This is a genomic window from Campylobacter canis (genome assembly GCF_045504005.1).
Lineage (GTDB): Bacteria > Campylobacterota > Campylobacteria > Campylobacterales > Campylobacteraceae > Campylobacter_A > Campylobacter_A canis.
Map to the genome: position 1 here is coordinate 184,464 of NZ_JBJJXH010000003.1, position 16,871 is coordinate 201,334.

At 38.7% G+C, this 16,871-nt stretch carries 13 protein-coding genes; 7 read left to right on the forward strand and 6 right to left on the reverse strand.

Features of this window, described 5'->3' with window-relative positions; translation table 11 throughout:
• Positions 1–9 precede the first annotated feature (9 nt).
• Positions 10–2,001: a M15 family metallopeptidase gene (locus tag ACHJH3_RS04400; RefSeq protein ID WP_407063742.1), complete on the reverse strand. Its 1,992-nt coding sequence runs from the start codon at positions 1,999–2,001 to the stop codon at positions 10–12.
• Positions 2,002–2,052: 51 nt separating this feature from the next.
• On the opposite strand from ACHJH3_RS04400, the gene ACHJH3_RS04405 reads away from it, so the two are divergent.
• Together ACHJH3_RS04405 and ACHJH3_RS04410 are read left to right on the forward strand one after the other, a co-directional pair.
• A complete protein-coding gene (locus ACHJH3_RS04405; RefSeq protein ID WP_172199164.1) occupies positions 2,053–3,375 on the forward strand; it encodes an ATP-dependent DNA helicase in 1,323 nt (440 codons plus the stop codon).
• A complete protein-coding gene (locus ACHJH3_RS04410) occupies positions 3,372–3,893 on the forward strand; it encodes a hypothetical protein (RefSeq protein WP_407063743.1) in 522 nt (173 codons plus the stop codon). The genes ACHJH3_RS04405 and ACHJH3_RS04410 overlap by 4 nt, the downstream gene beginning before the upstream one ends.
• Positions 3,894–3,915: 22 nt before the next feature.
• Here ACHJH3_RS04410 and lolA read toward each other — a convergent pair whose 3' ends face one another.
• Positions 3,916–4,428 carry a LolA-like outer membrane lipoprotein chaperone gene (gene lolA, locus ACHJH3_RS04415; protein WP_169941456.1) on the reverse strand — a complete coding sequence of 171 codons (513 nt, stop codon included), beginning with the start codon at positions 4,426–4,428 and terminating at the stop codon, positions 3,916–3,918.
• Positions 4,429–4,516: 88 nt separating this feature from the next.
• On the opposite strand from lolA, the gene secA reads away from it, so the two are divergent.
• Both secA and ACHJH3_RS04425 read left to right on the forward strand, forming a co-directional pair.
• Positions 4,517–7,120 (forward strand): preprotein translocase subunit SecA, encoded by a 2,604-nt coding sequence (gene secA, locus ACHJH3_RS04420; protein ID WP_407063744.1) that lies wholly within the window; start codon positions 4,517–4,519, stop codon positions 7,118–7,120.
• A gap of 81 nt (positions 7,121–7,201) precedes the next feature.
• Positions 7,202–8,398 carry an ABC transporter permease gene (locus ACHJH3_RS04425; protein WP_407063745.1) on the forward strand — a complete coding sequence of 399 codons (1,197 nt, stop codon included), beginning with the start codon at positions 7,202–7,204 and terminating at the stop codon, positions 8,396–8,398.
• 13 nt (positions 8,399–8,411) lie between these two features.
• Here ACHJH3_RS04425 and ACHJH3_RS04430 read toward each other — a convergent pair whose 3' ends face one another.
• The 3 genes from ACHJH3_RS04430 to ACHJH3_RS04440 all read right to left on the reverse strand — a co-directional run bounded on the left by ACHJH3_RS04430 (position 8,412) and on the right by ACHJH3_RS04440 (position 11,845).
• Complete coding sequence (locus tag ACHJH3_RS04430; RefSeq protein WP_407063746.1) at positions 8,412–9,653, reverse strand: ArsS family sensor histidine kinase; 1,242 nt, start codon at positions 9,651–9,653, stop codon at positions 8,412–8,414.
• Between the two features lie 12 nt (positions 9,654–9,665).
• Positions 9,666–10,343, reverse strand: a complete 678-nt coding sequence (locus ACHJH3_RS04435; protein WP_407063747.1) for a response regulator transcription factor — start codon at positions 10,341–10,343, stop codon at positions 9,666–9,668.
• A gap of 98 nt (positions 10,344–10,441) precedes the next feature.
• Positions 10,442–11,845 (reverse strand): Do family serine endopeptidase, encoded by a 1,404-nt coding sequence (locus tag ACHJH3_RS04440; RefSeq protein ID WP_407063748.1) that lies wholly within the window; start codon positions 11,843–11,845, stop codon positions 10,442–10,444.
• Positions 11,846–12,028: 183 nt separating this feature from the next.
• Between ACHJH3_RS04440 and ACHJH3_RS04445 the strand changes: the two genes are divergently transcribed.
• The 3 genes from ACHJH3_RS04445 to ACHJH3_RS04455 all read left to right on the forward strand — a co-directional run bounded on the left by ACHJH3_RS04445 (position 12,029) and on the right by ACHJH3_RS04455 (position 14,918).
• Positions 12,029–12,934: a DnaJ C-terminal domain-containing protein gene (locus ACHJH3_RS04445; RefSeq protein ID WP_407063749.1), complete on the forward strand. Its 906-nt coding sequence runs from the start codon at positions 12,029–12,031 to the stop codon at positions 12,932–12,934.
• Position 12,935: 1 nt separating this feature from the next.
• On the forward strand, positions 12,936–13,322 hold the full coding sequence (locus ACHJH3_RS04450) for a heat shock protein transcriptional repressor HspR (protein WP_172199204.1): 387 nt from the start codon (positions 12,936–12,938) through the stop codon (positions 13,320–13,322).
• A 141-nt stretch (positions 13,323–13,463) separates the two neighbouring features.
• Positions 13,464–14,918: a potassium/proton antiporter gene (locus ACHJH3_RS04455; protein WP_407063750.1), complete on the forward strand. Its 1,455-nt coding sequence runs from the start codon at positions 13,464–13,466 to the stop codon at positions 14,916–14,918.
• Positions 14,919–15,556: 638 nt separating this feature from the next.
• Here the strand turns inward: ACHJH3_RS04455 and ACHJH3_RS04460 are convergent.
• Positions 15,557–16,831 carry an O-acetylhomoserine aminocarboxypropyltransferase/cysteine synthase family protein gene (locus tag ACHJH3_RS04460; protein ID WP_407063751.1) on the reverse strand — a complete coding sequence of 425 codons (1,275 nt, stop codon included), beginning with the start codon at positions 16,829–16,831 and terminating at the stop codon, positions 15,557–15,559.
• Between the last annotated feature and the right edge of the window lie 40 nt (positions 16,832–16,871).

Here is a 16,871-nt window from a genome sequence, read left to right on the forward strand (position 1 = left end):
AATTTATCGCTACCATATATATAAAAATTCAGGGCGATACTCAAAGTGCATGGTGTCAAAGCTTGCCCAGCGACCGCCCCAGATAAAGCCGTGTTTTTCAAAGATTCTTACGATTTGTGCTGGAATTTGATTGCGATAAATTCCGTCTTTGCTCCACTGCCAATAATCGCTTTTATCGGTGTTTATATCAATTGCAATTCCGTAAGCATGCGCGCTTTTGCGGTTTGTTTTGGCTATGACGCGGTAGTTAAACGTGCCTGAAGGATTGTCTAAAAATTTAAGCATGTCAGGCTCTTTATCAACCAGCTCATCAAGCTCTTTTGAAACCGCTTCAAGAGCTTTAGCTGCGCCATTTTGCGAGTTAAATTTAAACTTTTTATTTACATGTTTTTCAAGCCAAATTACATTAACCAAATTTGCTCTAACTCCGGCTTCGTCTTTGCCGTAAATTTCATCTAAAAGCTCGTAGTTTCTATACCTTCCGGCATCGGTTGTAGGCACTTTAAGCTCTCTAAAGAGCTCATAATGCTCGGAAAAGATATCTTCAATATCGGCATTTGATAAAAGCACTTCCTTGCCTTTTGCCAATCCGTCGTCAAAGACTATCTCTCTTCCACTCTTAAATTTAAGCATATTTCCCTCTATCTTTACTCCATAAGCTTGCTCTATCGCGTTTTTTGCGCTTGGTTCTGCCAAGATATTCATAGAAGTGATCTTAGAAAGCAAAAGATCTTTTTCATCTATATCGCTACGATCCTTTCCGATGTCAATCTCGGTTAGCGCGATACCGCCGATAAGCGCTCTGCCTGCGTCTTTAGTTCTTACGCCCCAAGCGTCATGAAGTGCAAGCAGATTGCCCTCTTTTTCACCTACGTAGATCATTATATGACCGCTTAGATGAAGCAGCGTTAGATACGGAGTAGCTTGCTCTTTGATGATTTTTATCTTTTGCTCGTTAGTTAAATTTACAAGCGAAATTTGCCTGCCTATCTTGCTTTGCGCTTTGGAGTTACGCGGAAGCCAAATTCCAAATTCGCTTAAAAAGTCTTGCGTTAGCAAAGAGCAGTCCCGTTTGCTCGCAAAGCCGCCCCAGCCATAAGGCTCGCTAAGCAGGCTTTGGGTTAGTAGTCTTGTGTTAGCGTCGCTAAATTCAAGCGGATAGTTTGAGGCGACAGTTTTTGAAATTTCATATCTCTTAACTCCTGCGCGAGTGTGAATTCGCCCGTAAAATTTATGCTCATCCTCGCTTTCAAAGGCAAGAATTGCTCCTATCCTAGAATAAAATAAAAATTCGCCGTTTGTATCATAAACAGGCGATTTATCACGCGTGATAGTTATAAATTTTGCGTTTTGTAGCTCGTTTGCTTCATATTGGCTTAAAATTTTAATATCCTCGGCACTTATCCAGCCCATGATATTATCGTTAAATGCAAACACCCAAGCTTTATCAAGCGAGTAGTGCGAGATTAAAAGCGGATAGCCGATACTTAAAGTGGAAGTTTGCAAGTAGTCAAACGGAAATCCTTCGCCAGCTTTTGCAGGGTTTAAGAGGATGGCTTCATTTGTCGGCAAATTTCTAAGCGAAGTCGTCGCAGTCGTAATCGCAGGAAGTAAAAGCGAGCCGAAAGCCTCAGTATTTGCGTTAGTTTGCTGCGCGCTAAACCACTCATCGGTAATCGGCTTTAAATTCATGCCGTAATACTGCCTTTTGGCTGAATTTTTATAGACATCAATCGCCCAAAACGACTCTTTTTTGCCGTAAGGAGGCTCTTTAAGCAGAAGTATGCCAAAGCGCTTTTTAAGCAAATTTTGCCCGTTAAATTTTACTTTTTTAGGATTTAAAGGCATCGCCGAAGCGGTTTGAGGAATGCTAAAATTTAGGTATGAAATTTTGCCCGGGTTACTTTGATCAAATAGCTTTTCGTTGCCTTTTGGGGTGCTAACCTTGGCGCAAGAAGTTAAAAAAACGGCTATAAAAATTAAAAAAATTGTTCGTTTCAAATTTATCTCCTGTGATTTAGGTTATAATTTTACAAAAAAACAGGAAAATTTTTGTTAAACCAAATTTTGGAAATTTTACGCAATTCTAATATCTTTTTAACTGGTAGAGGAGGAGTCGGTAAAAGCTACTTGACAACGGCTATCATAAAGCACTATAGAAGCGAGCTTAAAAACGTAGTTGTGCTTGGAAGTACGGGCATAAGTGCAGTAAGTGTCGGCGGAGTTAGTATCCATAGCTTTTTTAAATTCGGAATTTGTTCGAATTTGGAGGAGTTAAAGGGTCTTGATCGCAAGCAAAAGTCAAAAGTAAGCAAGGTAAAAGCCATGCTTGATAGCTGCGATCTGCTTGTGATCGATGAGATATCAATGGTGAGTGCAAATTTGATGGAGATGATCTATCATAGGATCATAAACTCCAAATTTGTGGGTCGCATAATGCTTGTAGGGGATTTTTATCAGCTTCCGCCCGTGCTTAAAAAGGAATCAAATGAAAATGCGCTGTTTAAATTTCTTTATGCTTTTAGCTCGCACGCTTGGAGTGAATTTGAGCTAAAAAATATCGAGCTAGTAGTGTCAAAACGCACAAAAGATCTTAAATTTTATGAAATTCTCTCAAATCTTAGAATCGGAAAGCTAGATGAGGAAACTATAAGATATATCGAGAATTTGTGTGTAAAAAACGTGCAAATTTCAAGCGAAACAAGCGTGCTTTTTGGCAGGAATTACGAGGCTGACGCACTAAATGCACAAATGCTTGAGCGTCTTGAAAGCAAGCTTGAGATAAGCGAGGCTTTGGTTGAAATTTATGATGAAAATTTGCATGAAAAGACGCTTGAAGGCTGGATAAATAGCCTTGCGGTGCCTGAGATCATGCATATGAAAGTCGGGGCTAGGGTTATATTTGTCACAAACAAATGGGGCGAATATTATAACGGTGAGCGCGGCGAAATAATGCAAATTTTAAAAGAGGACGGCGTGATAAAAAGCGTCATGGTACAAAAATCAAACGGCGATATCATCGAAGTTGAACCAAATCGCTTCGAGCTTAGCGAATTTGAACTTGTCGGCGAAAATATAGAGCAAAATGTGCGAGCTTCGTTTATGCAGTTTCCTTTTAAGCTGGCCTACGCGCTTACGATTCATAAATCTCAAGGCATGAGTATAGATAACTTGGTCTGCGATTTAAATCACATCTTTGCTAACGGGCAGCTTTACGTGGCGCTTTCACGAGCGACCGATCCTAGAAATTTAAAGCTTATTTACGCAAGAGCTCAAAATTTTAGAGATTATCTAAGAAATGTGGTTAAAATAGACGAAGAAGTTGAGAAATTTTATAAAGAAAATATCTTTGAAAATATCAAGGAGGAGCAGTGAGAAAAATTTTTATAGCGTGTTTGTTAGCGGTTTTCGGGTTTGGCGAGAGTCTTGATATAAGGGACTTTGAAACCGATCTTTACTCTAAAGATACGCAAAATTCGATAAAAAAAGTTAGCGTTAGTTTGCTTGTTTCGGGAAGGGATGTTCAAGATAGCGAAGCGTATATACTTGACGGCTTAAACGTGGTGATAGGAAGCTTTTATGTCGAGGATCTGCTAACCTCAAAGGGCAAGGAGAAATTTAAAGAGACCTTTGCTAAATACACCTCTAAAAAGCACTCGGTCAATATTGATGAAGTGCTTATCATCTCGCTTAAAATCGTGCGTGAGCCAAAGCTTGAAGAGCTACTGGATCTGCTAAGGGATCAAAAAAATAGCGGCTCAAAAAACAGATCAAAAAGCTCTCAAGCAACGGAGGACGATGAAGATATAATCATTAAAAAAGGCGGCAAGATAGAGCTGCAACCGCTTGATTTAAATTCGATTAAGGATTTTGGAAAGGATTTTGGCGAGTAAAAATGCTCGCCAAATTTGAAAGTTATTGATTTATGACGTCGTAAAATGAAGGGATGACAGGAGTGAGTATCTCTTCGCTTATGACTTCATCTTTTTTTGCATCTTCAAATATGATTTTTATCTTGTTGCCAAGCTTGTCTTGATAGTCAATCCTTGTCGGAAGCTCGTTTTTAATAGCTATAAAATACTCTATGCCGTCAAATTCGGCTTTATATAAGTCGTCTTTGATGCGAGTGGCTTTTTTAAGGATATTGGCTAAATTTGGAGTATTTTCAAGGCGTGATATGATAGCTTGCTCAAGCTCATCTTCGATAACTACTACGCGGTTTTTGTCAAAGTAAATTTTCTTTGGAGTAGGCTTGTCGTATATCCAAAGTGCTTTGTTATCGTCTCTTGCATAAAATTTGCCATGATACTGGATATTTGATTCGTTGCTTGTAACGGTTTGCACAAAGTCGCTTTCAAGGGTTTTGAAGCTTAAAGAATTCGCCAAAACAACGCCACATAGCGATAAGATAGCTGTTATTTTTCTCATTATTTTTCCTTTTGGCGGGAATTGTAGCTAAGTTTAATTAAACAAATGGTAAAATCTTAGCTTTATAAATAACTAACAAGGCGGATAGATGATAAGTAGCATTATGCAAAAAATCTTCGGAACCAAAAATGATCGAGAGGTCAAGAAATACGCAAAAAGAGTTAAGGATATAAATTCGCTTGAGCCAAAATATCAAGCCATGAGCGACGATGAGCTAAAATATAGCTTTAACGAGTTAAGAGAAGCGATAAAAAGCGGCTCAAAGAGCATGGATGATGTGCTAAACGATGTCTTTGCTATCGTTAGGGAGGTGGGAAAAAGAACTCTTAATATGCGTCATTTTGACGTTCAGCTCATCGGCGGCATGGTGCTTCACGAGGGCAAGATAGCCGAGATGAAGACGGGTGAGGGCAAGACTTTGGTTGCGACTTTGCCTGTGGTGCTAAACGCTATGAGCGGCAAGGGTGTGCATGTAGTTACGGTAAATGACTATCTTGCCAAGCGTGACGCTACGCAAATGGGTGAAATTTATAATTTTTTAGGTCTTAGCGTAGGCGTAGTGCTTTCGGGTCAATATGATGATGAGGCAAGAAAGGTCGCTTACGGTTCTGATATAACATACGGCACGAACAACGAATTTGGCTTTGACTACCTGCGCGATAATATGAAAATGGAGTTTAAAGACAAGGTTCAGCGCGAGCATAACTTCGTAATCGTCGATGAGGTGGATAGTATCTTAATCGACGAGGCAAGAACTCCGCTTATCATTTCAGGTCCTACAAATAGAACCCTTGACGGATATATCAAGGCGAACGAGGTCGCTAAGGCACTAACCAGAGGTGTGGCACCCGAAACTCCGCAAGAAAAGGCTACCGGAGATTTTGTAGTAGATGAAAAAAACCGCACCATAGCCATAACCGAAGAGGGTATTAGCAAGGCTGAAAAATTATTTGGAGTAGAGAATTTATACAATCTTGAAAACGCCATCTTAAGTCATCATCTTGATCAGGCTCTTAAGGCGCATAATCTATTTGAAAAAGACGTTCACTACGTCGTGCGCGATAGCGAAGTCGTGATAGTTGACGAATTTACAGGACGTCTTAGTGAGGGAAGGCGGTTTAGCGAGGGGCTTCATCAGGCTCTTGAGGCAAAAGAGGGCGTTAAAATTCAAGAGGAGAGCCAAACGCTTGCCGATATAACCTTCCAAAACTATTTTAGGCTTTATAGCAAACTTTCGGGCATGACGGGAACTGCGCAAACGGAAGCTACGGAATTTGCTCAAATTTATAAGCTTGACGTTGTATCAATCCCTACAAATGTACCTGTTGTAAGAGTTGATCATAATGACTTAATTTACAAAACTCAAGATGAGAAATTTAAGGCGGTTATTGGCGAGATCAAAAAAGCTCACGATAAAGGTCAGCCTGTGCTTGTGGGAACAGCTTCTATCGAGCGAAGCGAACTGCTTCACGCCATGCTCGTAAAAGAAAAGATCCCCCACTCGGTGCTAAATGCTAAAAATCACGAAAAAGAAGCTCAAATCATAGCCGAAGCCGGTGCCAAAGGAGCCGTAACCATAGCCACAAACATGGCGGGTCGCGGTGTGGATATCCGTATAAACGATGAGGTTAGAGCGCTTGGCGGACTATATATCATAGGCACAGAAAGGCATGAGAGCAGACGTATAGATAACCAGCTAAGAGGTCGTTCTGGTCGTCAAGGAGATCCGGGAGTAAGCCGCTTTTATCTAAGCTTAGAGGATAATTTGCTTAGAATTTTCGGAAGCGATCGTATAAAAAGCATCATGGATAGGCTCGGTATTGAAGAGGGCGAAAGCATAGACTCAAAGATGGTTACAAGAGCCGTTGAAAACGCACAAAAGAAAGTAGAAAATCTGCATTTTGAAGCCAGAAAGCATATCTTGGAATTTGACGATGTAGCAAATGAACAAAGAAAGACGGTTTATAAATTTAGAAACGAGCTGCTTGATCCGGAATTTGATATAAGCGAAAAGATTAAGCAAAATAGAGATGAATTCGTAATAAATCTACTTGATCAGGCTGAAATTTTCCCTGAAGTCTTAAAGAGCGAATTTAATCTTAACAGGCTTGTTTCAATACTTGCAGAAAACGGCTTGGGAGTTGATGAGGGCGAGTTAAAAGAGCTTGATTATAAAGATTTGGCTCAAATAATAACCGATAAATTTGAAGCTCAATATAATGAAAAAATGAGCGTGCTTGAAGAGTCGCAAAGAAAGTATCTTGAAAAAGTACTTTGCTTGCAGGTCGTTGATACGGCTTGGAGAGAGCATTTGTATCAAATGGATATCTTAAAAACAGGTATCGGGCTTCGCGGCTATAACCAAAAAGATCCGCTAACCGAATATAAAAAAGAGAGCTTTAATCTCTTTATGGAGCTTGTATCTCGCATCAAATTTGAAGGAATTAAAATTCTAAATGCCGTTAGGCTAAAAAATGCCGAAGAGATCGAGGCTGAGCAACAAGCTTTAAGAGCTATGCAAGAAGAGCAAAACGCCCAGCTTAAATACTCAAACGAGGAGCAAGAGGATAAAAAACAAGAGGTAAGAGCTAAAAAAATTCCTCGCAATGAGCCTTGCCCTTGCGGAAGCGGTAAAAAATACAAAGAGTGCTGCGGCAAGAGCGGTCCTAAAAAAGGAGCCTTTGCGGGCTGATAATAGATATTTCCAAGGCAAGCTTTAAGGCCGTCTTGGAAATTTGATAAATTTGCTTTGTAAAATAAATATGGAAGATTCATGAGTGTGGTAAAATATCTGCTATTTAAATACCTTCGTTTTGACAAAAGCCAGCCTTTTATAACGCTTTGTGCGATTTTGGCGTTTCTTGGCGTGAGTGTCGGTCTTATGGTGCTGATAATCGCTATGGCTTTAATGAACGGCTTTGATAAGGAATTTGAACGCAAACTTTTTACCATGAACTATCCTATTACTATCCTTTCTCATATTCGCGGTAATATCGATGATAGCGATGTTGAGCGGCTTAAAGTTAAATTTCCTCATCTTAAATTTAGCCCTTATATAATGACTCAAGTTATCATCAAAAACAGCGGAAGCTTTGATGGGGGGATACTTTTTGGCGTAAATTCTAATGCTGAAAAGACGATAAATTCGGTAGTCAAAGAGGCTCTTGGGCAAAAAGAGCTTAGCGGATACGAGTTGCTTGTGGGAAGCGGGATAAAGAGCGATTTTGTATTAAGCGGAGCCGATAAGCTAACTCTTATATTTACTAAAAATGATCCAAGCGGCTTTGCTCTCATACCGAAAATGAAGCGATTTGACGTAAATGCAAGCTTTAATTCGGGACTTGTGGCTTATGATAAAAGCTATCTTTATACATCGGTTGAGGCTCTGCGTAAAATTTTAGACTACGAAGAGGGTAGGTATGATGGAATTCACGTCTACTCGGATAAGCCTTTTGTCGATATCGAAAATATAGCAAAAGAGCTTCCTTTTTCTATGAGAGCTATCGGCTGGTGGCAGCAAAACGGAAACTTTTTCTCGGCGCTAGCGCTTGAAAAAAGAGCGCTTTTTATAGTGCTTATGCTGATTATTCTTGTGGCTTCTCTTAACATAATAAGCTCGCTTTTGATGACTGTGATGAATCGTCGTCAAGAAATCGCACTTCTACTCTCTCTTGGGGCTAGTAAAAACGAGATAAAAAAGAGCTTTTTTGCGCTTGGCGTTACTATAGGCGGAAGCGGAATTGTCTTTGGCGTGATACTTGGGTTGTTTGGAGTTTGGTTGCTTGGTAGCTTTGATATTATAAATTTACCTGCCGATGTTTATGGCGATAGCAAGCTACCTATGGAGCTTTCGGCGGTTGATTTTATCTCTATAGTCGTAGGAGCGATCTTTATAGTAGCGCTTTCATCATATTATCCTGCCAAAAAAGCAGCTCAGATAAACGTGCTTGAAACACTTAGAAACGAGTGAGATAAATTTCTTTTTAACTAGATCTTATATTTTCTAAATTTTCAAAACTAAAGATATTTAAGCTGTTTTTGTAGGTGTATGCTAAATTTAGCTTATGCGCTCTTAGGATGTTATCCACGATGTAAAGACCAAGACCAAAGCTTTTTTGCGCATCCTCGCCTTTGGTAAAAGGCTCTATGTAGTGAGCAAGCTCTTGCTTAAGAGGTTCGCCTTTGTTGATAAATTTAATACTTCCTTTGTTTATCGTGATGTTTACATGCTTGTCGGGCGAATACTTTAACGCGTTATCTATCATATTTTTAACAGCGATTGCAAAGAGTTTGAAGTCTACATTTATACTAAAATCATCAAGCTTGTTTATAGTAACGCTCTCTTTTTCGACTATGGCGATATCAAGCGCTTCATCTATAATGTCATCAATCAGGCAAATTTTAGTATTGTTTAGCGCGATGTTTGATGTGACTTGCTCGACTGCTGCAAATTCGTTTATCAAGCTTTCAAGCTTTTGAAATACTGCAACAAGGCGTTCTTGATTTTTATCTTTTTGTATCATTTCAGCAGTGATTCGCCCTTTTGTGATAGGGGTTTTAAGCTCGTGCATTATGTTTCTTAAAAAAAGTTTGCGCGAGTTGTTTAGGCTTTTTATTTGTGAGACTGCATCATAAAATGCCTCCGCAACTTCTGAAATTTCATCTTTTCCGCTACTTACGTTTTTTATCTTATCTATTTCGCCTTTAGCGAAAATGTCTATTTGTCTTTTTAGTTTTCTAAGCGGCTTTAGTTTTTTGATAACAAACACATAAGCAGCTAGTAGTATGAGCGCAACCAGTATAAATATAATTTTTATAATGTCGTAACGATATGGCTGATAGTCGCTATCTTTTAGCAGCAAAACTTTATCTATATGCTGAATTTTAAGGTAGTGGTGTTTGTCATAAAGCATGATTGCGCTTGAGCCGATATCTGCTGAAATTTCTTCCAAAACCATCGCGTTTTTTAAAATTTCTTCCTTTTGAGTATCGTTTGTTATCTCAGGCATATTTATGCCCTCAAGTTGCCTATCGTACTCTTTTTCATTAATTATCCCGCTCATGTAAAAGAGAGTGTTTCTGGCAATTGTGGAGTATTTTGCGTTTAACTCTCTGGTGTAGTTTTGCTTATCATAATCCATCAGCCACAAAAAGGCTAAGAATATGCTCGTAAGCGCTAGGATAAATATAAAAGTGATAGTGTAAAATACCGATGAGCGTTTCATTGGAGCCTAAATTTATTGTATCAGCTTATAGCCGATCCCGCGAATCGCATGTATATATGTAGGCTCTTTTGGATTTTCGCCAAGCTTTGCCCTTATCCTTCCGATTATAACATCTATACTTTTGTTTGAGGAGTCTTCGTTTATGCTGTTGCAGTTGTATATAAGCTCTTCACGAGTTATGGCACCTCCTTCTTTTTTGATGAGGTATTTAAGAATGTCATATTCTGCCGCGGTTAAATTTAAAGCCTCTCCTTTAAATGTTATAGTATGCTCAAAATCGTTTAATACAAGATCTTTAGGTGCCGATTTCTTCTCTTGCGAGACAGACACGCTTTGGCGCCTTAAGTGACTTTTGATACGAGCTAACAGCTCTTGCGGATCATATGGCTTTGGCAGATAATCATCAGCCCCATTATCTAGAGCATTTACCTTATCCGTTATATCGTGTCTTGCGCTTGAGATTATTATAGGTATGTCATGTCTTTTTCTTATCTCTTTACAAACTTCAAGCCCGTCAAGACCCGGAAGAGTAAGATCAAGTATAACAAGATCAAATTTGCCTGTATTTAAAGTAGAAAGACCTATATAAGGCTCTTCTGCGGTGGTTACTTTTATGTCGTAATTTTCTAAGTATTCGGTTAGGATTTCAGCCAGTTCAAAATCATCTTCAATCATTAAAATTTCTACCATAATATCTTCCTAGCTTGTAATTAATTTAGCCCGATTATAGCAGATTTTGATAAATGTTACAAAAAAGAGCAGGGCGCAAATTTAAGCGCCCTTAAGAATTATTTTATAACGAGCCCTTGTATTATGCCGCCTCTATTAACCCAAACAAGAGTTTTTTTGTTTTTTGAATTTGATAAGGCTTTGTTGAAATCATCGATGTTTTTAATATTTTCTTCGCCTATTTGTATGATGATATCACCCTTTTTAAATCCAAATTTATCGGCTTTTGAGTCGGTTTTGATATCAGTTACAAGTACACCTACTATATCTTGAGGAATTTTGTATTTGTATCTGATATCGTCTGTTATTGATGTAACGCTAAGTCCTTCAATCGATGAAGTTCCTTTTGTGTCGGTGGTTTGTTGCATATTTACAAGTTTTATTTTAGTAGATTCTATCTTGCCGGAGCGTTCGTAATTTACGGTTATTTCTTTATCCGGAGCAAGAGAGCCTATGATATTTTTAAGATCGTTTGCGTTTTTAACTCTCTTATCATCTATTTGTATTACTAGATCGCCTCGTTTAAGTCCTGCGGCATCGGCAGGAAGACCTTTTTCTACGCTACTTATAAGAGCGCCTTCTTTGTTTTTATATATCTCTTTTTGCTCGGTTGTTAAATTTGCTATCATAACGCCGATGTATCCGCGCTCTATCTTACCGTCTTCTATAAGCTTTTTGGCTATCTCTTTGGTCATATTTGAAGGAATCGCAAATCCTATGCCGTTGTTACCGCCGCTTCTTGATAAGATAGCTGAATTTATACCGACTAAAGCCCCGCGACTATCCACAAGTGCGCCTCCTGAATTGCCGGGGTTTATAGAAGCGTCCGTTTGTATGAAATTTTCGTATTGGTTTAGTCCGATATTGTCTTTATTAAGACCTGAAATGATGCCTTGAGTGATACTTCCGCCGACTCCGAACGGATTTCCTATGGCAAATACTATATCGCCTTCCATTATCTTAGATGAGTCGGCTATCTTGATGGCTTTTAAATTTTTAGCGTCTATTTTTATGATTGCAAGGTCGGTTTTTGGGTCGGTTCCGATAACTTTCGCCTTGTATTCTTGATCATCTTCGAGTAAGGTTACTACTATCTCGTCGCTATCTTCGATCACGTGGTTGTTTGTAACTATATATCCGTCATTTGAGATGATAACGCCAGAGCCTAAAGATGTGGTTTTTTGTTTATCTTGAGGAATTCTAAAGTTAAAGCCGAAAAAATCTCTAAAAAACGGATCGTTAAACATCTGATCTATGCCGTTATCTACCGTAGATGTCTTTGTAGTCGAGATATTTACAACCGATTTTTTGGCTTCTGATATTGAGCTATTATATGAGAGGATTACGCCTTGAGTTTCTTCAGGATTTACTCTTGTCGCATCATCTCTTGCTTCATTAAATGTTATCGTAGTAGCAAATAAAGAACAAGCTGCCACCAGAGATATTGCTAATATCTTTTTCATTTTTATGTGCGTCCTTTACATTGTTTAAATTTTAAAGTGAAATTATAAAATAACCCGCTTAACGCAAAGTTAATACTTTAATTATAGGTTTGATGAATTGTAAATTTCTCTAAGCTTGATTGACATAGACTAAAGTTTTATGCTACAATTTTTATAAAATTAATTAAACATAAGGATAACAAGATGAGTAGTAGTCTTTATGATACGCTTGGCATCTCAAAGGGTGCGTCAAGTGAAGAGATAAAAAAGGCTTACAGAAGACTGGCTAGAAAATACCATCCTGACATTAACAAAGACGCAGGCGCTGAGGATAAATTTAAAGAGATAAATGCCGCTTATGAAATTTTAAGCGATGATAAAAAACGAGCGCAGTATGACCAATATGGCGATGCGATGTTTGGCGGTCAAAATTTCCATGATTTTGCAAGTAGCTCTGCTAATATGGGCGATCTTAACGAAATTTTAAGAAACATCTTTAGCGGCGGATTTGGTAGTGCGGCAGGAGGCTTTAGTAGCTTTTCTCGTGGAGGGTTTGGCGGATTTTCAAGTAGTGATTTTGATCGTGGGTTTGGCAGTTTTGCTCAGGATCTAGATATAAAAGCAAGAGTTAATATACCGTTTGAAGTCGCGGTTTTAGGCGGGGAGCATAGGATAAATTTAAATGGCGAAAGCTTAAAAATCAAAATTCCAAACGGTATAAACGACGGTGAGAAGCTTCGCATAAAAGGCAAAGGCAAAACTTCTAAAAACGCTGGCACCGGCGATCTTATATTAACCGTAAGCGTGGATGAAAGCAGTGAGTATGAAAGAGATGGCGACGATCTTTATAAAGATGTTGAAATTCCGCTTAAGATAATGCTTTTTGGCGGCAAATTCGCTGTTTCTACATTGCAAAAAGATGTTACGATAAAGATAGCTGAAAACTCAAAGACGGGACAAAAGATCAGGCTCAAAGGGTATGGAGTAAAAAACCGCAAGAGCGGACTTTATGGAGATTTATACCTAAGAGCCAGAGTGGGGCTTCCTGATGTAAATTCGCTTGATGAAAATTTGATACAACTTATGAAAGAAAAACTTCCGGAGAGATAAAATGCGTGGATATGATGAACCGGTTTATTTGATAAGCGTAGTGGCAAAAGTGCTTAGTATACACCCTCAAACCTTGCGTCAATACGAGCGTGAGGGGCTTGTAGAGCCTTCAAGGACGGATGGGCGAATGAGGCTTTATTCTGAAAAGGATTTAGACAGAATCAAGATGATACTTCGCTTAACGCGTGATTTAGGCGTAAATTTAGCAGGCGTTGATATCATCCTTCAGCTAAAAGAGCAGCTTGATCAGTTCGAGCAAACCGTGGATGAGATGAGAGGCGAGATAGAACGACTCTCAAGTGCGGGAAGTGTACCGTCTAAAAAAGCTCTGGTAAAGCGCAAAAACAGCTTTGATCTTATCTTTTACGAAGAAAAGGATAAAATTTAAATAAAATAAGCTTGCTTTTGATATAATTTTTATAGCAAAAGCCTATTATGAGCGGGCTTATATATAAGACTAGAGTTGAAATTTGATTTATGTAATAATTAAATTTAAAGTCCAAATTTGAGTAGAGTTACGGGGTGAAAGTTGGAAAATTTTTTGCTATTTTTTGCTATGTTGTTGATAGCTAGTATCGTATTTAGCAAAATTTCAGATAAATTCGGCATCCCGTCACTTATAGTATTTCTTGCCGTTGGTATGCTGGCCGGATCTGACGGGCTCCTTGGAATTGAATTTAGCAACCAAAAAGTAGCCCAAGATGTGGGCACCATCGCACTTATATTTATACTTTATGCAGGTGGGCTTGATACAAAATTTAAAGCCATAAAGCCCGTCATGCTAAATGGCATAATCCTTGCTACAATCGGCGTTGCGCTAACTGCTAGCGGCGTTGCCGTGATAGTGAAATATCTGCTTGATTTTTCGTGGATGGAGGCGTTTTTATTTGGCGCGATTATCTCATCAACCGACGCTGCCGCTGTATTTGCTATCTTAAAGGCTAAAGAAATTTCGCTTAAAAACAACCTAGGACCGCTACTTGAGCTAGAATCAGGTTCAAACGACCCGATGGCGATATTTTTAACCATGACTATTATTCAAATGATATCGCTTGCCACCATACCTGCACCTGCTGATGTAGCGCTTGTCTTGCTTGAGCAGTTTTTGCTGGGTGGAGTTATGGGCTATATATTTGGGGTGCTGATGCCTGCTATTTTTAACAGGCTTAGGCTTGAATACTGGGGGCTGTACCCCGTTTTTTCTATAGCTTGGGTCTTGCTTCTTTACACTCTTGCGGTCAAAGTCGGAGGAAACGGCTTTTTGGCGGTTTATATCGCAGGAATTTTCATAAATAAAAAGGAATTTGCACATAAGAAAAATTTAGTAGGTTTTCACGACGGTATCGCTTGGACGATGCAGATAGTTGTGTTTCTTACGCTGGGGCTTCTTGTATTTCCTTCGGCATTGCCGTCGGTTGCGCTTATGGGGTTTGTTATCGCGCTTTGGATTATGTTTATAGCGCGCCCGATAGGAGTTTTTATCTCGCTTATGTTTTCAAGATACGCGATACGCGAAAAGATATTTATCTCTTGGGTCGGGCTTCGCGGAGTAGTTCCCATAGTTCTTGCGACATATCCTTACGGAAGCAAGCTACCAAATGCCGATCTTATCTTTAATACTATATTTTTTATCGTTCTTATTTCCATAGTTATCCAAGGAACGACGCTTGAATTTGTAGCTAAAAAATGCGGAGTGGAGGATGATAGCGAAAAGGCAGAAGACATAGAAGCGTCGAATTTGCCTATCTTTTATCAGACTTTAAGGCAGCATACTATCCATTTTGGCTCTGAGATCATCGAAAAAAACTTAGCCGAGCTTGAGTTACCAAGTGATTTTCTTATCCTGCTTATCAAACGTAAAGGTGAATACATCAAGCCTACGGGTTCATCGGTATTTGAAGAGGGAGATTTATTGCTTATTCAATGCGAAGATGAAAATAAATACAATGAAATTTTAAAAACTTATTTTGTTCCGCAGAATTAGAATTTTGATATAGTTTTTGCATTATTATTTAGTAGGACATCTTTCAAAATTTGCTTTATTTCATAGTTGTATTTAAGCAATCCGGTTTTGACATAGCCGCAAGATAAACCACTACTAGTTTTGGATATTTCTATTTGAATACTTTATAAAATCACTAAATTTAGGCAGTATATGTTTATAAATTTTAGCTATTATTTTAGTTGCGTTTGTGTCTTTGTAAACATTAATAGAATTAATTTTTTGCGTAAATTTAAAACCACTTTGATTGTTTGAAGATTTTACATACATACTTTCTAAGTCGCTTGTAGTAAAATTATTATCAACTACAATAATTTCATAGTCTTTGCTAATATCATTTGTACTGGTATATGCTACGATTTATAATATCAACAAATAGTACTATTATAAATTTGATTTATCGCTACAGCCCAAGCAAAAGAAATTATAAGTATTAAAATAATGGTTAGCATTGTTACTCTTTCGTTTTTAGCGATGTGTATTGATTGGATATTTGATAAAATTTAAGAAACATTTTTCAGTTTATAAAATTTATATTTGTAATTATAGCTTGTTTTTAAGATTAAAATGAAAGACTGGCTAAAAGTGAGAGAGTCTAAACTCTCTCGTAAATTTTAAGCTTACGCTTCTAAAGCCTGTTTTAGATCTTCGATCAAATCATCTGCATCCTCTATGCCTATGCTTAGGCGGATAAGCCCTGCAGGCACTCCGATCTTAGCTAGTTCGCTAGGCTGAATTTGCTGATGTGTGGTTGAAGCCGGGTGGGTGATGATGGATTTTGAATCGCCGATATTAACGACAATGCTAAAAATTTTAACTTTATCAAGCACTTTTTTGGCTTGCTCAAAGCTTTCAACCTCAAAGCAAAGCAGTCCGCTTGCCATACCGCCGTCAAAGTATTTTTGAGCTCTTTCGTATCCCGTATCGCTCTTAAGTCCCGGATATGTTACACTCTTAACTGCTTTGTGAGAATTTAAAAATTCAGCGATTTTTAGTGTGTTGTCCGAGTGCTTTTTCATACGAATAGCAAGCGTTTCAAGCCCTTGAATTAGCTGCCAAGAGTTAAACGGAGAAATCGTAGCGCCTATATCGCGGATAAGCGAAAGTCTCATTCTAAGTGTATATATATCAAAATTTTCGGCAAGATCTGCATATATGAGTCCGTGATAGCTCTCGTCCGGACCTTTGAAATGTGCGTATCTTGCGCTTGTTATTATCTTTTGATTTAGCCCTTTACCGGCAACCACTACTCCGCCGATACTAAGTCCTTGACCGCTCATGTATTTGCTTGCGCTATGTACTACGACATCCACTCCGTGCTCTATAGGGCGGAATAATATCGGAGTAGGCACAGTATTATCGGCTATTGTTATAATGCCGTGTTTGTTTGCGATAGCGACTATCTTTTCGATATTTGGGATGGCGATTTGCGGATTTGATAGCGTTTCAAAAAATATCGCGCGGGTTTTACCGTCTATCAAATTTTCAAGATCGTCCGCGTTGTCGCTATCAAAAGCTCTTGCTTCTATGCCAAATCTCTTTAGAGTGTGGTGAAACAAAGTGTTTGATCCGCCGTAAATTTTCTTAGCAACTATGATATTTTCACTTGCCGCTGCGATGTTTGAAACCGCATAAAATATAGCAGCTTGACCGCTTGCGGTAGCTATAGCCGCCACACCGTTTTCAAGAGCCGCCGCTCTAGCCTCAAATATATCTGTCGTAGGGTTGTTTAGTCTTGTGTAGATAGGTCCAAGTTCCGCTAGCGCAAAGCGATTTGCGGCAGTTTCTGCGGTGCCAAAGTCGTAAGCCGTAGTTTGATAAAGAGGTATCGCCATTGAGCCTGTGCCTGTTTTGCTATCGTAGCCAAAGTGAGTGGCAATGGTTTCTTGCTTCATTTTTTGCCTTTGTGGTAAATTAAATTTCGGTATTATACAG